Consider the following 18,322-nt stretch of genomic DNA (forward strand, 5'->3'; position numbering starts at 1 on the left):
CCATGGATAATGAATAACCTTTATTCTTATTGCTGTTAAAACTTCATGCCGCGAAAATTTCTGCGTAAACTGTTTCCCGACCCTGAGAAACTCAAAGAGCACAAACATCTTCAGTTTTTAGGGGATACGCTGCATTTGCCTTGTCTGTGGCATTTGAATCGACGGAATGTTGCCTCAGCATTTGCTATCGGGCTGTTTTGCATGTGGATTCCTGTACCATTCCAGTCCATTATCGCCGCATTATTAGCCGTTTTTTTCCGTGCAAACCTGCCCTTAGCCGTCGTCTTAGTCTTTGTCACCAATCCCGTCACCATGCCCCCAATGCTCTATGCAGCTTACTTGTTAGGGGCTGCCATCGTCGGGCATCCTCCTGCGGGTTTCAACTTTGAACCCAGCCTTGACTGGTTAATGAATGGACTGATATTAATCTGGAAACCGTTTTTACTCGGTATCTTCATTAGTGCGGTGTTGTCATCCATCTCAGGCTATTACATGGTTCATCTATTGTGGCGCTTGCACCTGATCCGACATTTAAAAGAGCGGCGCGAACGCAAACACCGTAAAACACCACCGCCGCAAGACTAAGCATGACTCAACACACCATCGGTCAAGCGATACACCGTATCCATTTTTGCAGCCAATTGCAGGTCATGCGTGACCACCACAAACGCGGTTCCCAAAGAATCATTCAAACTCTGCATCAAATTAAATACATTCTCAGCCGTGTGGTGATCCAAGTTACCCGTAGGTTCGTCGGCTAATACCGCTTGCGGGCGTGTCACCAAAGCACGGGCAATCGCCGCACGCTGACGTTCCCCACCAGACAGTTGCGCCGGTTTATGGTTGAGTCGCTCTTTTAAACCTACCTTCGTCAACATATCCGCTGCCTGAGCGCTGGCTTCTGCGACTTTTACCCCACGAATCAACAGCGGCATTGCTACATTTTCCAATGCGGTAAATTCAGGTAGCAAATGATGAAACTGGTAAATAAAGCCCATTGACTCATTACGCAACACCCCCCGTTCTGTATCCGATAACTGATCCATGCGCTTGCCTAGCACTTCCACATGCCCTGAGGATGGCAAATCCAAGCCCCCCATCAAATGCAACAAAGTGCTTTTACCACTACCGGAACTACCTAAAATTGCTACTTTTTCACCCGCATGAATCTGTAAATCCACCCCGCGTAACACTTCCACGTCTAAACGGCCTTCCGTGAAGCGCTTGCCCAGTTGTTGGCAGGAAATAATCACCTTACTCATAACGCAGCGCCTCCGCAGGCTGAACTTTGGACGCACGCCAAGCAGGGTAAAGCGTCGCGAGAATCGACATAAACAGCGCACTCAAGGCAATCACCATGACATCACCGGGATTCACCCGTGATTCGAGTTCGCTAATAAAATAAACATCGGCATTAATGAAATGCGTATCAAACAGACGCTCCAGAAACGGCACAATCACATCCAGATTCGTCGCCAGCAACACGCCCAACACAACCCCAATCAGGGTTCCGAACACACCGATCAGTGTCCCTTGCACCATAAAAATTTTCATGATACGACCCGATGACAAGCCTAAAGTACGTAAGATAGCAATATCGCCTTCCTTATCGGTGACAACCATCACTAACGTTGACACCAAATTAAACGCAGCCACGGCAATGATCAGCAATAAAATAATGAACATCACCGATTTTTGCGCTTGAATTGCCTTGAACTGGTTTTTGTTCAAATTCGTCCAATCATTGGCCCACATATCCGGCCATGTTTGCCCCATGCGTTGCAAAATCGTTTCAGCCGTTTTGGGCGCAAGGTACAAATCATCCAAGGTCATGCGCAACCCCGTCACATCTGCGTCCATCCCGAATGTTTTAGCCGCATCCTCAAGGTTCACATAAGCTGACGTGGTATCAAATTGCTGCATATCCACACGGAAAATCGCCACAATCGTGAAGCGCTGCAACGCAGGCATTTCACCCGTTTCCAGTGAGTTTTCGCTAGGACTGACAAGGGTAAGTGCGTCACCAACATCGACGTTCAGCTCTTTCGCCATCGTTGCACCAATCGCAATGTTAAAACTGCCCGGTTGCAGCTTCATCATATCGCCCTTGTCTTTGACAACGTGCTTGAAGACGGTGCTCACTTGCGCTTCTTGTTCGGGGATAATGCCTTGCAACACGGCAGCGCGGGCTTCATCCCCCTGATTCAACATCGCAGGCTTTTCAATAAACGGCGAAACGGCTTTCACATGCGGGAAATCCAGCAGCTCTTTCTGTACTTTTTGCCAGTCGGATACCCCTAAATCGTGTTCGGATACCGTGACATGCGCCAACATCCCCATAATGCGTTCACGCATGGTTTGCTCGAAACCGTTCATCACTGACAGCACAGTGATCAACACCAAAACGCCAATGGCAATGCCAATCATCGAGGCCAGTGAGATGAAGGAAATGAAATGCTTCTGCCGCTGCGACCGGGTATAGCGCAAGCCGACAAACAGCTCCATCGGCTGGAACATTTTACTCATAGCGCAGTGACTCCGCAGGCTGGATTTGCGAGGCACGCCAAGCCGGGTAAAGGGTCGCCAATACGGATGCAATCAGGGAAGCAATCCCAATCCACATCACATTTTCCCAACGCATGTCCGAGGGGATTTCACTGATGTAAAACACATCAGACGAAAAAATCTTAAACCCAAAGGTGCTTTCCAAAAACGGAATCACAGTATCAATATTCAGGGATAACCATACCCCTAAACCAACCCCTACCAACGTGCCAAACACCCCAATAATGCTGCCCTGAATCATGAAAATTCGCATAATGCGCTGCCCGGACATCCCAAAAGTCCGCAGGATAGCAATATCCGACTCCTTATCATTCACTGCCATCATCAACGAGGCCACCAGATTAAACAGTGCGACGCATACCACTAAAAATAGAATCATGGTCATCACAATGCGCTCGGTTTTCACCGCCCGGAAAAAGCTGCCGTGTTCCTCACTCCAATCCACCACCTCAAAGTCCTTACCCAAGGTAGCCTGCAACTTATGACCAATAGCGGGCGCTGCAAACATATCATCCAGTTTCAACCGCACTCCACCAACATTTTCCCCCAGCCTGAATAAACGTGAAGCATCACCCAGCTCAATAAAACCGGTCATGCCATCGTATTCGGGGTGTCCTATTTGGTAGATACCCACTAGGGTAAAGCGTTTCAGACGTGGCAAAATCCCAGCAGGTGTTACTTGCACCTGAGGCACGATTACCGTCACTTTATCACCGGGAATGACCCCAAGTGCTGCGGCAGCTTCAACCCCCAACACAATGCCGTACTCACGCGGGGCAAGATTGCTGAAACTGCCATCTAACATTTTGAAATTCACATCACTGACCTGGCCTTGTAGTGCAGGGTCAATGCCTTGCAACACAAGGCCGCGCATCAAGTTGCCATTGGTTAGCATGACCTGTTTTTGCACGTAAGGCGCTGCCCCAAGGACGTGTTTTTGCGCCTTTAATCCGTCCAGCTTTGCCGTCCAATCAGAGAGTTGCCCATTTGTCCCCGAAACCGTGACATGGGCAACCACACCCAGTATCTTGTCCCTGAGTTCCTTTTCAAACCCGTTCATGATCGACAACACCGTGATCAGCACTGTGACCCCCAGCAGAATGCCGAGCATCGAGGCGAACGAAATGAACGAGATAAAACGGTTACGCCGCCGTGAATGCGTGTACCGCTGTCCGATGAATAATTCGAGTGGTGTAAACATGGGTGGCGATTGTACAGATGATGAGTGTCGTTTAATAGTGAAGTATCGGGAGATCAGACATGCGTTTGTCTAAATGGTTTAGTGCCTTGTTGCTGACCGTACCTTTTTTTGCCAATATAGCCTTTGCGGACTACCCCAACCGTGGCATGAGCATGAATAGCGTCAAGGCGCAGTATGGTGAACCGCAGTCGGTACGTCAGTCCGCCCCTCCGGTTAAAAAGCGTTGGCCTCGTATCACCGTATGGCATTACGGAACGTTTTCAGTGTATTTTGAACGTAGTACCGTATTACATACCGTGTTGCATTAGAAGCTCCTTTCTCAGCAGGGGTTTACGGATGCGCTGATACCCGCTATTTTGATGCACATTCAGAACAAGCCCGACGAGAATAATGAGCAACAACACCTACGACGCCTCTTCCATCGAAGTCCTCACCGGACTCGACCCCGTGCGCAAACGCCCTGGAATGTACACAGACACCACGCGTCCTAACCACCTAGCGCAAGAAGTCATCGACAACAGCGTCGACGAAGCCCTCGCCGGACACGCCAACCAAATCGACGTGACCCTACACGCTGACGGCTCGGTTTCCGTCACCGACAACGGGCGCGGGATGCCAGTCGACATCCACCCCGAACAAGGCAAACCGGGGATCGAAGTCATCCTCTGCACCTTGCACGCAGGCGGCAAGTTTTCCGACCAAAACTACCAATTCTCCGGCGGCTTGCACGGTGTCGGCGTATCCGTCGTCAATGCCCTGTCACGCAAGCTCGAAGTCACCATCAAGCGCAACAGCCAGCTTTACCGCATGACGTTTGCTGATGGCAACAAAGCCAGCGAACTCGAAGTCATCGGCAAAGCAGGCAAGCGTGAAACCGGCACGACGGTGCATTTTTGGCCGGATGGCAAATACTTCGATACCGTAAAATTCGGCGTTAAAGCCCTCAAGCACAATTTACGCGCAAAAGCGGTACTCTGCCCCGGCTTGCGCATCCGTTTCACCGACGCTTCGACCAGCGAACCGGAAGTCACCGAATGGTATTACCAAAGCGGTTTACGCGATTACCTCAACGAAGCCGTCAGCGAATTCATCACCCTGCCCGAAGACCCGTTCACTGGCTCACTGACCGCACCGCGTGAAACGCTCGATTGGGCATTGCTGTGGTTGCCCGAAGGCGGCACAGCCATTCAAGAAAGCTACGTTAACCTGATTCCGACCGTGCAAGGCGGCACACACGTCAACGGTTTGCGCACGGGTGTCACCGATGCCTTGCGCGAATACTGCGAATTCCGCAACCTGTTGCCACGCGGCATGAAACTCACCCCTGATGACGTGTGGGAAAATATCGCCTTCGTGCTGTCGTTCAAGATGCAAGACCCGCAATTTGCCGGGCAAACCAAAGAACGCCTATCTTCCCGCGAAGCCGCCAGTTTCATCAGCGGCGCAATCAAGGACGCTTTCAGCCTCTACCTCAATAACAACACCGTCATCGGCGAACAACTCGCGCAACTGGCGATCAACAACGCCACCAAACGCCAGAAAGCCAGCAAAAAAGTCATCCGCAAGCGTGTCACCGCAGGCCCCGCTCTGCCCGGCAAACTCGCGGACTGTTCCTCGCAAGACACCACCCGCACCGAACTGTTTCTAGTCGAAGGCGATTCCGCAGGCGGTTCCGCCAAGCAAGCGCGTGACCGCGAATTCCAAGCCATCATGCCGTTGCGCGGTAAAATCCTGAATACGTGGGAAGTGGATTCCGAACAAGTGCTGGGTTCGCAAGAGGTACACGATATTTCCGTCGCCATCGGCGTAGAACCCGGCAATGTCGATTTGAGCCAATTGCGCTATGGTAAAGTGTGTATTCTCGCCGACGCGGATTCGGATGGGGCGCACATTGCCACTCTGCTGTGTGCCTTATTTGTCAAACACTTCCGCCCCTTAGTGCAAGCGGGTCATGTATTTGTCGCCATGCCGCCGCTGTATCGCATCGACATTGGCAAGGAAGTCTATTACGCGCTGGATGAAGCCGAAAAACAGGCACGTCTCGACATTATCACCGCCGAGAAAAAACGCGGCACGGTCGCTGTCACCCGTTTCAAAGGTCTGGGTGAAATGAACCCGCTGCAATTGCGTGAAACCACCATTTCCCCCGACACGCGCCGTTTGGTGAAACTCAGCCTCGACGACACCGACGCAGCCGATCTGATGATGGACATGTTGCTGGCAAAGAAACGTGCATCCGACCGCAAGCAATGGCTGGAAACCAAAGGCAATCTGGCAAGCGTATGATGGATGCCGCCCAACTTACCGCGCATTTGCACTTGCTGCATTCCAGCTTCCGCCATTACGTCGGGCATAATCTGGCGGATTTACCTTGGCAAGGTGAAAGCACAGCCAATACCCTCGATACTGCACCGTTTGTGTTGCTCTCACACAATACCGACGCTGATCCAATCTTCACTTACGGCAATCAGAAAGCGCTGGAAGTATTTGAAATAGATTGGGAAACGCTCACTCAATTGCCCTCGCGCTACTCTGCTGAAGCGTTAGTACGTGAAGAGCGCGAACACTTGCTGCAAACCGTTGCTCGCCAAGGTTACATTGACAATTACGCGGGGGTACGCATTTCCAGCACTGGGCGACGTTTTCTGATTCGCCAAGCCATTGTGTGGAACTTACGGGATGCGCACGGCAACTACGCTGGGCAAGCCGCTTACTTTGATCATTGGGAATTTCTGCCTTAAACCAGCGTTCAGGTCTATAATCAAAGCTCAATAACATCGGGCAACCCGCCAAGCGGACAAGGAGATATAAGTATGCCGACCACCATTGAGCAACAAATCAATGCTGACCTCGCGGCTTTTGCGCAAGACCCCAAAGCCTTCATGAATCGCCAACCACCCAAAATGGATGCCGCAGGCAACCCTATCAGCGGTGCAACCCTGTTTTCCCGCACCGCCATTGAACATCTGGACTATATCGCCGCCCGTGACGAGCAGCGCATGGAAATTCTGCAACCCTCCGATGGCGAACCCGGCGACGTTTCTACCCGTGCTGCGATTGCCTCCAATGACAAGCCGGTCAACCTAGTCGACGCACTGAAGTACCAAAAGCTCAGTGACATGGAAACGGCTGGCATGAAAAAAGCCACACTAACGGAATCCCCTTGGTCAGACGATTATTGGGCCATTTACAAAGGTATTCTCGGTGCACGTTATGCCGACCCTAATTTTCCGGAAGATACGAACTGGAAAAAGAATTATGACTACATCCGTGCCATACCTGCTGCCAGCATTCTTGCCAGCGGTAACGCCACTAAAATCAACAACCTGTCACCAGCAGAAAAATACGATGCCCTAATCGGTGACACTAACGAAACTCTCACCAAAAAAATGTGGGCAGACGGCAAATATTATTACGACAAAACCGGTTCGGTCGAAACCTGGATGGGCATTTGTCACGGTTGGGCACCCGCCGCTTACATGCTCGCCCGCCCCACCAAAAGCGTCACGCTCAAAACCCCAAGCAACGTTGCCATTACCTTTTACCCTTCTGACATCAAAGCTTTAGCATCGCTGCTATGGGCAAATGCAGCCAGTGCTACGCGCTTTATCGGCGGGCGTTGCAATACCAAAGCGCCAGAAACCGATCCGGTCACGGGGCGGGTCAAATCGGCGGATTGTTTTGATACCAACCCCGGTGCCTGGCATCTTGCCATCGTCAACCAGCTTGGTGCAGGCAAGCGCAGCATGGTGCTGGATGTCACCTTCGACTACGAAGTCTGGAATCAACCCCTCTATGCTTACGAATACCGCTATTTCAACCCGCAAAAAATGGTTTATGCCAACACACTGGCAGAAGCAACCGTAACGAAAGCGGCTTTCACCAACGATAAGTTCAAAGCTTACCGGGGAGCACAAAGCCAATCAGTGGTTGGGGTACGCATGGATGTTTCCTATGTAGTCGAAACCAGCCCCAACCACAACACCAGTGACAGCCCAGAACGTGATTCTATCCAAAAAGTGACGTATTACTACGATGTGGAACTGGATGCGACCGGTACTATCGTCGGCGGTGAGTGGTATACCAATAAACACCCCGATTTCTTGTGGACACCCGGCAAGGAGATGCGTGCCAAAACTACTTATGAATCTCAAGCAACCGGAACTTGGACAGCGGGCACCCCCGTACCGACTACTTGGCGGGCGGCAGCAAAGTTAGCCAGTCCGAAGGGGCAGCCACTCGCGGCGATTGTGGAACACATCATTAAATTTGCGAATGGTGCACAACCTGCTACCAGTGCGACGCCAGCACCAGCAAGCCCGACACCTGCTGCACCGACTGCACCCATACCACCAAGCGTTACAACACCCACCACACCGGCTCCAACGACACCTACGCCAGTAACGCCAGCACCTGCGACACCCACTCCAACAACACCCCCAGTATCCTCTGGTTCTTGGTTGAGTCGCTTGTTACGGCGCTGGTTTGGCTAACGCTGCCGCTGCCCGCCGTTCACGAAAGAATGCCTGCAACAGTGCGGCGCATTCTTCCTGTAATACACCGCCTTGCACCGCTGCTACTTTGTGGTAGTGGCGCGGGTGTTGTAGCAAGTCAAAGGCACTGCCCGCCGCGCCGGTTTTGGGGTCATACGCACCAAAGACTACCCGTTCCACCCTTGCATGTAACATCGCGCCGACACACATCAGGCAAGGCTCTAAGGTGACGTATAAGGTTGTATTAGGCAGGCGGTAATTACCGACTGTTTGACCTGCTGTGCGTAGAGCCAGCATTTCGGCATGAGCAGAAGGGTCGTGCAAGGTAATCGGTTGATTCCAGCCTTCGGCGAGGATTTTACCATCGCGAACAATAACTGCTCCGACAGGGACTTCGCCTTGCTGCCATGCATTGCGGGCAAGGATCAGGGCGTGGCGCATCCAGTGTTCGTCGTCTAGTGCCATAAACTCAATACTCCCGGAATACACATCAACCGCTCCCCCGCATACACCAACGGCAAGCGCTCCCGCTCCCACGGCGGCACACACCACTCCTGCAACAAATGCTTAAGGCTATGATTACCACCGCGCTGCGGCAGATACACGCTTTCTCCCCCCTGCCGAAACCGCACGATCACCGTTTCAGGATATCCCGCCTCCGCCACCAAGGTGCGCCCTAACGATGCAATCACCAACGGCTCTCGCGTCTCCCACACCAACACCTGCTTAGGGTCATGGGAGGACAACGGCGACATAGCATAAACATTATCCCGATACCGGCGAATTTCGCAGCTATCCCACCGCACACAGGGCATAGCATCCGCTCGCGCTTGCAACACATCGCGCAATACTTGCCGCAGCTTTTTCTCTTCCGGCAAACGAAAACCACGCTGTGCCAACCATTCGCGCAACACCGCTTTTTGCATCGCCTCATCCAGCACCAACAAACGACTAACGGATAAGGTATCCGGCTTAGTACCTTGCAAACTCGGCAATTTCTCACGCAAAAAACCTGCCAACAACTGACGTTTTTCACCCTGCAAACGCGCTGCCCGCGCCAAGGTTTTACCCACCGCAGTCCAACGCTGTTCCAATAGCGGCATCACTTGATTGCGTAAAAAATTACGATCAAAGCGGCTATCCTGATTACTGGGGTCATCGATAACATTCAGCCTATGCTGTTTGGCATACACTGCCAATTCCGCCCGACTACACGCCAATAGCGGTCGTCCCAACGCCCCTGATGCAAATGAGCGAATCTCCGGCATCGACGCCAACCCATCCACCCCACTTCCGCGCAGCAAATGCAGCAACAAGGTTTCCGCCTGATCATTCTGATGATGCGCGGTCAACACAAGTTCACCCGCTTGCAAGTGTTTGCTGAAGGCAGCATACCGCGCCGTCCGCGCCACGGCTTCCACACTCGACCCCGCCGGAATCACCAATTGCAAGGTTTCAACCAGCAGCGGTATTTCCAAATCGGTGCACACCTCACTGCAATGCGCCGCCCATGCCGCAGACATCGCCTGCAAACCGTGATCAATGTGCAGGGCGCGAAAGGATAAATGAGGGTATTGCCCGCGCAGACCCGCACAGGCGTGAAGCAATACATGCGAATCCAGTCCCCCACTGAAACCAATCAGATAACCAGGTGCTGGATGTTGTTGAAAAAAATGTAATAAATGCTCAGCAGGGGCGCATGGCATACGCCTTCCCTACTCCTCAAACTGCCCGAAGCCCATAATGCGCTGATAACGTTTATCCAGCAGCTTATCGAGATTCATGGTTTTAAGATTGCGTAAATTAGCCTCCAACGCCTCACCGATATGTTGCGCCGCCGCTTCCATATCACGGTGCGCCCCGCCTAATGGCTCAGGAATAATCTGCTCAATCAAACCCAACGATTTCAAACGATCTGCCGTAATGCCCATCGCATCCGCCGCATCCGCCGCTTTTTCCGCACTTTTCCACAAGATTGACGCGCAACCTTCCGGCGAAATCACCGAGTACGTCGCGTATTGCAACATCATCACCCGGTCGCCCACCCCAATGGCTAACGCACCACCCGAACCGCCTTCGCCCACGACTGTGCAAATAATCGGAGTACGCAATTTCGCCATTTCGTACAAATTGCGGGCAATCGCTTCACTTTGACCGCGCTCTTCCGCGCCGATACCGGGGTATGCGCCGGGGGTGTCGATAAAGGTAATGATCGGCAGTTGGAATTTTTCGGCCATCCGCATCAAGCGCAAGGCTTTGCGATACCCTTCTGGTCGCGGCATTCCGAAGTTGCGCTTGATATTTTCATTGGTATCACGCCCTTTCTGATGCCCGATGACCATGACCGATTGACCACGAAACCGTGCCATGCCACCAATAATCGCCTTGTCATCCGCAAAGGCACGATCACCGTGCAACTCTTTGAAATCCTCAAACAAATAACGGATTAAATCCAGCGTATACGGGCGTTTGGGATGCCGCGCAAGCTGCGAAATCTGACGCGGGGTCAGTTTGGAAAAAATGGAACGGGTCAACGAGGCAGCTTTTTCTTCCAGCTTGCCAATCTCTTCGCTCAGGTTAATTTCAGCGTCACCGACGTAACGCAGCTCTTCGATCTTCGCCTGTAATTCGGCGATCGGTTGTTCAAAATCCAGAAAATCCGGGTTCATGCCTGTTGTTTATCCGTTGACCCATGTAATCAAGCGGTTAATTTTACAGTGCTTGCGCCCAGATTACGACTTTAAAAATACTGTTCTGTGGTGATATGCCCCGGCTTGTGGCGCAAATGGCGCTGCATCCCGCGATTGCCCAGCAAGGCTTTCATATCATTGAGCATATTATGGTTGCCGCACAGCATGACGTGGGTATCGTCTACGGTAATGGTTGTGCCTGCCGTTTGTTCCAACGTGCCAGATTCTAGGTGAGTGGTAATCCGCCCTTCCAGCCCGTGCGGATTGGCTTCACGGGTCACACAGCTAATAAAACGGAATTGCTCAGGGTATTGTGTAGCAAACGTTTGGATCAATTCGGCATACGCCAACTCATTCACCAGCGGCACACCGTGTACCAACACGATTTTCTGGAAACGCTGCCAAGGCTGCGGGGTTTTGAGAATCGACAAATAAGGTCCCAAGCCAGTACCTGTGGCAATCATCCACAGATTCGGCACTGCGGGAATTTCATCCAACACAAAAAAACCTTTGGCAGGTTGCGAAATTTCCAGACTATCACCCGGCTGCAATCGTGCTAAAGCGTTCGAGAGTTTACCGTTGGGGACAATATTGTAGAAAATTTCCAATGCCTCTTCGTCAGGTGCATTGATTAGCGAATAGGATTTCGCCACCAGTTCTGTAGCGTCACCTGTGGTGATAGGTAGTCGCAAGGTGACGAATTGACCCGCCGTAAACGGCAGCGGTTCGGTACGAATACGTAAGGTCAACAAACGCTCCGTCCAGCGCTGATTGCTCAGTACTTCAGCGTTGTGCCAGGTGGTGCGAATGATTCCGGTCATGGTGAGCCTCCAGCATTTGAGTCGCTAATGCCTCCGCGACGCGGATACCATCCACGCCTGCCGAGAGAATTCCCCCAGCATAACCCGCACCTTCGCCAGCCGGAAAAAGCCCTTTAACGTTTAGGCTTTGCAAATCTTCACCGCGCGTCATGCGCAGTGGCGAAGACGTGCGCGTCTCTACCCCAGTCAATACCGCGTCATACATTGAAAAGCCTTTGATTTGCCGTTCAAACGCTGGCAAGGCTTCCCGAATTGCCTCAATCGCGTAACCCGGTAAACTGGTCGCCAAATCGGTCAAATGCACACCCGGCTGATACGATGGCTCGACAGAACCCAATTGCGTCGATGCTCTGCCTTTAAGGAAATCGCCCACCAATTGCCCCGGTGCAGAATAATCCCCGCCACCTAATTCGTAGGCACGGGATTCCCATTGACGCTGGAATTCCATCCCCGCCAGCGGATTGCCGGGGTAATCGCTAGGCGTAATGCCGACCACAATCCCCGCATTGGCATTGCGTTCTGCCCGCGAATATTGGCTCATGCCATTAGTGACAACGCGCCCGACTTCCGACGTTGCCGCCACCACTTGCCCGCCCGGACACATGCAAAAACTGTACACCGAGCGCCCATTTTTGGCATGATGCACCAGCTTATAATCCGCTGCACCCAGCAATTCATTGCCTGCATATTTACCAAACCGTGCCTGATCAATCAGCGTTTGCGGGTGTTCAATCCGAAAACCGAGGGAAAACGGCTTCTGTTCCATAAATACACCGCGCTCGTGCAACATCGCAAACGTATCCCGCGCACTGTGCCCCAATGCCATAATCACCTGATCAGCACGCAGTTGCTCCCCACTTGCCAACGTCAAGCAGCGCACCTGACCGGCTTCGATCAAAATATCAGTCACTTGCTGCTGAAAACGGATTTCACCGCCCAAAGCCTCAATCTGCGCCCGCATATTTTCCACCATTTTCACGAGGCGGAATGTGCCAATGTGCGGTTTGCTGACGTAGAGAATTTCTTCGGGAGCGCCCGCCTTGACGAATTCCGTCAAAACTTTGCGCCCGTAGTGTTTGGGGTCTTTGATCTGGCTGTAAAGCTTGCCATCGGAAAATGTACCCGCGCCGCCTTCACCAAATTGCACATTCGACTCGGGATTAAGCTGATTTTTACGCCATAACGCCCAAGTATCTTTGGTACGTTCGCGGACTTTTTTGCCACGCTCCAGAATAATCGGACGTAAGCCCATTTGCGCCAGCACCAAGCCTGCCATCAAACCACACGGGCCAAAACCGACGACAACGGGGCGAATATCGGGTACTTCGTGCACCTGCGTCACAAAACGGTAAGTGGTATCAGGGGCAATTTTAACATGAGGATCATCCGCAAACTTAGCCAGTATCGCAGACTCATCCGATAGCGTTGCATCTATTGTGTAAACCAACACAATCGCATCACGCTTACGAGCATCGTAACCGCGTTTGAAAACGGTAAAACTTAACAAATTAGCCAGCGTAATGCTTAAACGTTCGGCAACAGCCACAGGCAAAGCATCGGCGGGGGCTTCCAGCGGCAAGCGTAATTCGGTGATACGTATCATGAGACTTGGTATAAAAATGGCGGAGAGGGCGGGATTCGAACCCGCGATGGGCTTTTGACCCATACTCCCTTAGCAGGGGAGCGCCTTCGGCCTCTCGGCCACCTCTCCGGTACTGATTGAAGGCGGCAAGGATACCTTCAAATGTGATTAACGTAAAGCCCTAATTTGCATTTTCTTCAATCGCCAACGGCTCAAGGTGTTCGTGCCGAATGCGTTCAAAGATTTCTTCGCGGTGTACGGCAACATCTTTGGGTGCATTGATCCCCAAGCGAACTTGATTACCCTTTACCCCTAAGACCGTAACGCTGATATTATCCCCAATCATGAGGGTTTCCCCTACCCTCCGTGTTAGAATCAACATATCGCATAATCTCCATATTGCTGCATTTATGTATCCCAAAAGCCCCGTGATACTCCTAAAGCATCATCACAGTCGTTGGTAGGGTCAACCATCCCATATTAGCACTTAACTGAGGCTTAACTATTTGCATGAAAGTTGCATTTTTACCAATGTCTTATTTATACAACAAACATTAAATAAATCACCTAAAAGCTTCATCTATAGGCAAAAAAAACCCACTGCGGCAGGCTCTGCCCAGTGGGTTTTTTCAACAATTTATTCAGAAATCAAACGGCTGTTTGCGCTAAACCAAACGCTTGGTGCAACACACGTACTGCGAGTTCCAAATATTTTTCATCGACAACGACCGCGACTTTGATTTCAGAAGTGGAAATCATGCGGATATTAATGCCCTCGTCTGCCAGTGTTTTGAACATCTTGCTGGCAACCCCGGCATGAGAACGCATTCCTGCGCCGACAATCGCTACCTTGGCAATATTTTCATCGCCAGTGCATTGCTTGGCTCCCAAGGTTTCGCCGGTTTTACACAAAATATCACGCGCTTTCGCGTAATCATTTTTGTGTACCGTGAAGGTAAAATCGGTCGAACTATCGGAGCCAATGTTTTGCACGATCATGTCAACTTCGATATTGGCATCCGAAATCGGCCCCAGAATCTGGTAAGCAACGCCGGGGCGATCCGGCACACCTGTTACCGTCAATTGAGCTTCATCACGATTGAACGCAATCCCACGGACTGAGACTTCTTCCATTACTTCTTCCTCACGAGTGACCAGCGTGCTTTTGCCCTGACCAAATTCGTCAAAGCTGGAGAGCACACGGATAGGCATATCATATTTGTAGGCAAATTCAACCGAACGAATTTGCAGCACCTTGGAGCCTTGGCTGGCCATTTCCAGCATTTCTTCCAAGGTCAGGCGCGGAATGTGACGCGCTTTGGGTTCGACACGCGGGTCGGTGGTGTAAACGCCATCCACGTCGGTGTAAATCTGGCATTCGTCGGCTTTTAACGCCACTGCCAACGCCACGCCCGTGGTATCCGAACCGCCGCGCCCTAAGGTGGTAATGCTACCGGATTCGGTCACGCCTTGGAAACCTGCTACCACCACCACTTTGCCGTCAGCCAAATCCTTGCGGATCGGTTCAGCATCAATGTCACGGATACGCGCTTTGGTGTGCGCATCATCGGTCAAAATGCGAACTTGCGCCCCGGTGTAAGAACGCGCCGGTTGACCTTTCTTTTCCAACGCCATTGCCAGCAAGCCAATCGTGACTTGTTCGCCGGTGGACAGAATCGCGTCTTTTTCGCGCCCCGAACCTTGTGGGTTAATGGCGTTGATGAGCGCGACCAATTTATTGGTTTCACCCGACATCGCGGAAACCACCACGATGACATCATTGCCCTGTTGTTTCCAACGGATTACCCGGTCAGCCACAGCCTCGATACGCTCAGGTGTGCCAACCGATGTACCGCCGTATTTCTGTACGATCAGTGCCATTGTTTACTGTTTACCTTCAAAACACTTCTAAATTAAACCCGTTCGGCAACCCAGCCCTGTACGCTAGCTAACGCGGCTGGCAATGCTGCCACATCCGTGCCGCCGCCTTGTGCCATGTCCGGGCGACCGCCGCCTTTGCCACCCAGTTGCGCGGCAACAAAGCCCAGCAAATCACCGGCTTTGACTTTGGCGGTTTCGTCTTTGGTGACACCTGCCACCAAACTGACTTTACCATCGGCTACTGTGGCGAGAATCACCACCGCTTTGCCCAGTTTGTTTTTCAACTGGTCAACGGTGTCGCGCAAGGATTTGGGATCAGCCCCTTCCAGATGCGCCGCAAGGACGCGCATTCCGCCTACTTCCACCGCTTGATCGGCAAGGTTGGAACCGGCTTGGGAAGCCATTTTGCCTTTAAGCTGTTCCAGTTCCTTTTCGAGAGCGCGGCTTTTTTGTAGCATCGCATCGAGCTTGTCCGTCACTTCCAGCGGATTGGATTTAAGCAAACGTGCCACATTATCCAAACGGCTAGTGACTTCCGCAAGCCATGTCAGGGCGTTTGCACCCGTCACAGCTTCGATACGGCGCACACCGGCGGCAACCCCACCTTCGCTGACGATTTTGAACAAGCCAATGTCGCCAGTACGGTTAACGTGGCAACCGCCGCACAATTCCGTGGAGAAACCGATTTTCAAAACACGCACTTCGTCGCCGTATTTTTCGCCGAACAATGCCATTGCACCGGCTTGCTTGGCGGCTTCCATGTTCATAACTTGCGCAGAAGTGGCGGCATTGGCACGGATTTCGCGGTTGACGATGGCTTCCACCTCGGCGATTTGCTCGGCGGAAACCGGGTCAGGTTGCGAGAAGTCAAAGCGCAAACGGTCGGGTGTCACCAAGGAGCCTTTTTGCTCAACGTGCGTACCCAATACTTGGCGCAGTGCGGCGTGCATCAAATGCGTGGCGGAATGGTTGAGAATGATGGCTTGGCGGCGTTCGGCATCCACTTCGGCGGCAACGGTTGCACCGACGGACAAGGTGCCAGACTCCAGCGTACCAATATGGATAAAGGTTGCGCCCTGCTTGCGGGTATCGGTAACGCGGAATACCGCATCCCCCGTGCGCAACACACCAGTATCGCCCACCTGACCACCGGATTCGGCATAGAATGGCGTGTGATCCAGCACGATACGCCCTTCATCACCGGCTTGCAGGCTCGTTACCGCGTCGCTACCACGGAACAGCGCGGTAATGGTGGACGTTTCCGCCAATTGCTCGTAACCGTGGAATGCCGTTGCGCCACTCACATCCAGCTTGTCGCCGTAATCCGCGCCGAATTTACCGGCAGCACGGGCGCGTTCGCGTTGCGCATTCATTGCCGCTTCAAACCCGGCTTCGTCCAGCTTGAGATTGCGTTCGCGGGCAATATCGCCCGTCAAATCCACCGGGAAACCGTAAGTGTCATACAACTTGAACACGGTTTCGCCGTCAATGGTATCGCCGGACATGCCTGCAATCGCCTCTTCCAGAATCTTCATACCCTGTTCAAGGGTTTCGGCAAAGCGACGTTCTTCTTTTTCCAACGCCTGTTCGACCAAAGGCTGGGCAGCGGCAAGTTCAGGGTAAGCTGCGCCCATCTCATCCACCAAGGGTTGAACCAGCTTGTGGAAAAACGGTGCTTCCATGCCCAGTTTGTAGCCGTGACGGATAGCGCGGCGAATAATGCGGCGCAATACATAACCACGACCTTCGTTCGACGGCAATACCCCATCCACAATCAGGAAGGAGCAAGAACGAATATGATCAGCAATGACCTTCAATGACGGGCTATTCGGGTCGGCATTTTTCGCCAGCTCCGTGCCTTTTTTAAGCAGCGTTTGGAACAAGTCGATTTCGTAGTTGCTGTGAACGCCTTGCATCACCGCCGCCAGACGCTCCATCCCCATACCGGTATCGACGGAAGGTTTCGGCAGTGGGCGCATTTCGCCATCCTTGGTGCGCTCGTATTGCATGAACACCAAGTTCCAAATCTCGATGTAGCGGTCGCCGTCTTCTTCCGGTGTTCCCGGCGGCCCACCCCAGATATGTTCGCCGTGATCATAGAAAATTTCGGTGCAAGGCCCACACGGCCCGGTATCACCCATCTGCCAGAAATTGTCAGAAGCGTAACGTGCTCCCTTATTATCGCCGATACGGGTAATGCGTTCGGTTGGCACACCAATTTGCTGCGCCCAAATGTTATAGGCTTCGTCGTCGTCCGCGTAAACCGTCACCCACAGCTTACCTTTGGGCAATTTCAGCACTTCGGTGAGGAATTCCCACGCATACTGAATCGCATCGTGTTTGAAATAATCGCCAAAACTGAAGTTGCCGAGCATTTCAAAAAAGGTGTGGTGACGGGCGGTGTAACCAACGTTTTCCAAGTCATTGTGCTTGCCGCCCGCCCGCACGCAACGCTGCGAAGTCGTCGCACGGCTGTAGGCGCGTTTATCCTCGCCCAAAAACACGTCCTTGAATTGCACCATGCCTGCGTTGGTGAACAGTAAGGTCGGGTCATTACCCGGGATCAGCGAGCTGGATGGGAGGATTTCATGGCCTTTGCTGGCGAAAAAATCGAGAAAATGTTGTCTGAGTTCAGCAGTATTCATTGGAAAGCAGCTTTAATCGCATCAGTATAAAAACCGCGCCCGGCAAGAAATCGAGATTGCCGGGCGCGTTCCTTGTAATCAGCCGGGATTTCCCCGCCAAATTTTTTGATCCGTTGTTCACAGGCCAGATCGTGCCAGTCGACATCGGCCTCTGCCAATGCCTGAGCAGCCGTGGCGTCATCCACGCCATGCTCGCGTAATTCATAGTTAATCCGCTGCGGGCCACGCCCCCGCGAGATTGACGAACGGACAAAAGCAGCCGCGTAACGGGCATCATCCAGATAACCCAGCGACTGCAATTTATCCAAGAGTGCATTCAGGCTGATAGTATCGCACTCGCAACGCTGACGCACTTTTTGCGCGAGTTCTTGGCGGGAATGCTCACGTTGCGCCAACAACCGCACCGCTACCGTTTCGCATTCCCGCCCATTAGCCATTGTTAAC

Annotated in this window: 17 protein-coding genes and 1 tRNA gene; 5 read left to right on the forward strand and 13 right to left on the reverse strand. The window is 52.4% G+C overall.

Going from position 1 to position 18,322, the window contains the following annotated elements:
- Positions 1 to 45: 45 nt before the first annotated feature.
- A complete protein-coding gene (locus BLV87_RS04345; RefSeq protein ID WP_093065764.1) occupies positions 46 to 585 on the forward strand; it encodes a DUF2062 domain-containing protein in 540 nt (179 codons plus the stop codon).
- Here the strand turns inward: BLV87_RS04345 and lolD are convergent.
- From lolD to BLV87_RS04360, 3 genes are read right to left on the reverse strand one after another with little or no spacing between them, the layout of a single operon-like run.
- Positions 582 to 1,262 (reverse strand): lipoprotein-releasing ABC transporter ATP-binding protein LolD, encoded by a 681-nt coding sequence (lolD, locus tag BLV87_RS04350; protein WP_093065766.1) that lies wholly within the window; start codon positions 1,260 to 1,262, stop codon positions 582 to 584. The genes BLV87_RS04345 and lolD overlap by 4 nt on opposite strands.
- Positions 1,255 to 2,526, reverse strand: a complete 1,272-nt coding sequence (locus tag BLV87_RS04355) for a lipoprotein-releasing ABC transporter permease subunit (protein ID WP_093065768.1) — start codon at positions 2,524 to 2,526, stop codon at positions 1,255 to 1,257. Before BLV87_RS04355 ends, lolD begins: the two co-directional genes overlap by 8 nt.
- Positions 2,519 to 3,766: a lipoprotein-releasing ABC transporter permease subunit gene (locus BLV87_RS04360; protein ID WP_093065770.1), complete on the reverse strand. Its 1,248-nt coding sequence runs from the start codon at positions 3,764 to 3,766 to the stop codon at positions 2,519 to 2,521. The genes BLV87_RS04355 and BLV87_RS04360 overlap by 8 nt, the downstream gene beginning before the upstream one ends.
- A 59-nt stretch (positions 3,767 to 3,825) precedes the next feature.
- Between BLV87_RS04360 and BLV87_RS04365 the strand changes: the two genes are divergently transcribed.
- The 4 genes from BLV87_RS04365 (at position 3,826) to BLV87_RS04380 (ending at position 8,259) form a co-directional block, all read left to right on the forward strand.
- Positions 3,826 to 4,074, forward strand: a complete 249-nt coding sequence (locus tag BLV87_RS04365) for a hypothetical protein (RefSeq protein WP_093065772.1) — start codon at positions 3,826 to 3,828, stop codon at positions 4,072 to 4,074.
- Positions 4,075 to 4,156: 82 nt separating this feature from the next.
- Positions 4,157 to 6,052: a DNA topoisomerase IV subunit B gene (parE, locus tag BLV87_RS04370; RefSeq protein WP_093065774.1), complete on the forward strand. Its 1,896-nt coding sequence runs from the start codon at positions 4,157 to 4,159 to the stop codon at positions 6,050 to 6,052.
- Positions 6,049 to 6,507, forward strand: a complete 459-nt coding sequence (locus tag BLV87_RS04375; protein ID WP_093065777.1) for an MEKHLA domain-containing protein — start codon at positions 6,049 to 6,051, stop codon at positions 6,505 to 6,507. The genes parE and BLV87_RS04375 overlap by 4 nt, the downstream gene beginning before the upstream one ends.
- A gap of 72 nt (positions 6,508 to 6,579) precedes the next feature.
- On the forward strand, positions 6,580 to 8,259 hold the full coding sequence (locus BLV87_RS04380; RefSeq protein ID WP_093065779.1) for a hypothetical protein: 1,680 nt from the start codon (positions 6,580 to 6,582) through the stop codon (positions 8,257 to 8,259).
- Here the strand turns inward: BLV87_RS04380 and tadA are convergent.
- The 10 genes from tadA to BLV87_RS04430 form a co-directional block, all read right to left on the reverse strand.
- Positions 8,239 to 8,724, reverse strand: coding sequence for a tRNA adenosine(34) deaminase TadA (gene tadA / locus BLV87_RS04385; RefSeq protein WP_093065781.1), 486 nt, complete (start codon positions 8,722 to 8,724; stop codon positions 8,239 to 8,241). The two genes, BLV87_RS04380 and tadA, sit on opposite strands and share 21 nt — an antisense overlap.
- Complete coding sequence (gene tilS / locus BLV87_RS04390) at positions 8,715 to 9,965, reverse strand: tRNA lysidine(34) synthetase TilS (protein WP_093065783.1); 1,251 nt, start codon at positions 9,963 to 9,965, stop codon at positions 8,715 to 8,717. The genes tadA and tilS overlap by 10 nt, the downstream gene beginning before the upstream one ends.
- Before the next feature lie 9 nt (positions 9,966 to 9,974).
- Complete coding sequence (locus BLV87_RS04395; protein ID WP_093065785.1) at positions 9,975 to 10,928, reverse strand: acetyl-CoA carboxylase carboxyltransferase subunit alpha; 954 nt, start codon at positions 10,926 to 10,928, stop codon at positions 9,975 to 9,977.
- A 71-nt stretch (positions 10,929 to 10,999) separates the two neighbouring features.
- Positions 11,000 to 11,770, reverse strand: a complete 771-nt coding sequence (locus BLV87_RS04400; protein WP_093065787.1) for a ferredoxin--NADP reductase — start codon at positions 11,768 to 11,770, stop codon at positions 11,000 to 11,002.
- Positions 11,733 to 13,373 (reverse strand): NAD(P)/FAD-dependent oxidoreductase, encoded by a 1,641-nt coding sequence (locus BLV87_RS04405; RefSeq protein ID WP_093065789.1) that lies wholly within the window; start codon positions 13,371 to 13,373, stop codon positions 11,733 to 11,735. Before BLV87_RS04405 ends, BLV87_RS04400 begins: the two co-directional genes overlap by 38 nt.
- Before the next feature lie 17 nt (positions 13,374 to 13,390).
- Positions 13,391 to 13,481: transfer RNA gene (locus tag BLV87_RS04410), tRNA-Ser, on the reverse strand.
- Positions 13,482 to 13,533: 52 nt separating this feature from the next.
- Positions 13,534 to 13,734, reverse strand: a complete 201-nt coding sequence (csrA, locus tag BLV87_RS04415) for a carbon storage regulator CsrA (RefSeq protein WP_093065793.1) — start codon at positions 13,732 to 13,734, stop codon at positions 13,534 to 13,536.
- A 266-nt stretch (positions 13,735 to 14,000) separates the two neighbouring features.
- On the reverse strand, positions 14,001 to 15,233 hold the full coding sequence (locus BLV87_RS04420; protein WP_093065795.1) for an aspartate kinase: 1,233 nt from the start codon (positions 15,231 to 15,233) through the stop codon (positions 14,001 to 14,003).
- Between the two features lie 32 nt (positions 15,234 to 15,265).
- Positions 15,266 to 17,878, reverse strand: a complete 2,613-nt coding sequence (gene alaS / locus BLV87_RS04425) for an alanine--tRNA ligase (RefSeq protein WP_093065797.1) — start codon at positions 17,876 to 17,878, stop codon at positions 15,266 to 15,268.
- The gene (locus BLV87_RS04430; protein ID WP_093065799.1) at positions 17,875 to 18,315 is read right to left on the reverse strand and encodes a regulatory protein RecX; all 441 of its coding nucleotides are present in this window, start codon (positions 18,313 to 18,315) and stop codon (positions 17,875 to 17,877) included. Before BLV87_RS04430 ends, alaS begins: the two co-directional genes overlap by 4 nt.
- Positions 18,316 to 18,322: the final 7 nt, after the last annotated feature.

The organism is Thiothrix caldifontis (genome assembly GCF_900107695.1).
In the GTDB taxonomy this organism is placed as follows: Bacteria; Pseudomonadota; Gammaproteobacteria; order Thiotrichales; family Thiotrichaceae; genus Thiothrix; species Thiothrix caldifontis.

Bases quoted from the DNA above. Each gene is read 5' to 3' on its own strand.
- BLV87_RS04345 (WP_093065764.1), top strand. From the start codon at position 46: ATGCCGCGAAAATTTCTGCGTAAACTGTTTCCCGACCCTGAGAAACTC.
- lolD (WP_093065766.1), bottom strand. From the start codon at position 1,262: ATGAGTAAGGTGATTATTTCCTGCCAACAACTGGGCAAGCGCTTCACG.
- BLV87_RS04355 (WP_093065768.1), bottom strand. From the start codon at position 2,526: ATGAGTAAAATGTTCCAGCCGATGGAGCTGTTTGTCGGCTTGCGCTAT.
- BLV87_RS04360 (WP_093065770.1), bottom strand. From the start codon at position 3,766: ATGTTTACACCACTCGAATTATTCATCGGACAGCGGTACACGCATTCA.
- BLV87_RS04365 (WP_093065772.1), top strand. From the start codon at position 3,826: ATGCGTTTGTCTAAATGGTTTAGTGCCTTGTTGCTGACCGTACCTTTT.
- parE (WP_093065774.1), top strand. From the start codon at position 4,157: ATGAGCAACAACACCTACGACGCCTCTTCCATCGAAGTCCTCACCGGA.
- BLV87_RS04375 (WP_093065777.1), top strand. From the start codon at position 6,049: ATGATGGATGCCGCCCAACTTACCGCGCATTTGCACTTGCTGCATTCC.
- BLV87_RS04380 (WP_093065779.1), top strand. From the start codon at position 6,580: ATGCCGACCACCATTGAGCAACAAATCAATGCTGACCTCGCGGCTTTT.
- tadA (WP_093065781.1), bottom strand. From the start codon at position 8,724: ATGGCACTAGACGACGAACACTGGATGCGCCACGCCCTGATCCTTGCC.
- tilS (WP_093065783.1), bottom strand. From the start codon at position 9,965: ATGCCATGCGCCCCTGCTGAGCATTTATTACATTTTTTTCAACAACAT.
- BLV87_RS04395 (WP_093065785.1), bottom strand. From the start codon at position 10,928: ATGAACCCGGATTTTCTGGATTTTGAACAACCGATCGCCGAATTACAG.
- BLV87_RS04400 (WP_093065787.1), bottom strand. From the start codon at position 11,770: ATGACCGGAATCATTCGCACCACCTGGCACAACGCTGAAGTACTGAGC.
- BLV87_RS04405 (WP_093065789.1), bottom strand. From the start codon at position 13,373: ATGATACGTATCACCGAATTACGCTTGCCGCTGGAAGCCCCCGCCGAT.
- csrA (WP_093065793.1), bottom strand. From the start codon at position 13,734: ATGTTGATTCTAACACGGAGGGTAGGGGAAACCCTCATGATTGGGGAT.
- BLV87_RS04420 (WP_093065795.1), bottom strand. From the start codon at position 15,233: ATGGCACTGATCGTACAGAAATACGGCGGTACATCGGTTGGCACACCT.
- alaS (WP_093065797.1), bottom strand. From the start codon at position 17,878: ATGAATACTGCTGAACTCAGACAACATTTTCTCGATTTTTTCGCCAGC.
- BLV87_RS04430 (WP_093065799.1), bottom strand. From the start codon at position 18,315: ATGGCTAATGGGCGGGAATGCGAAACGGTAGCGGTGCGGTTGTTGGCG.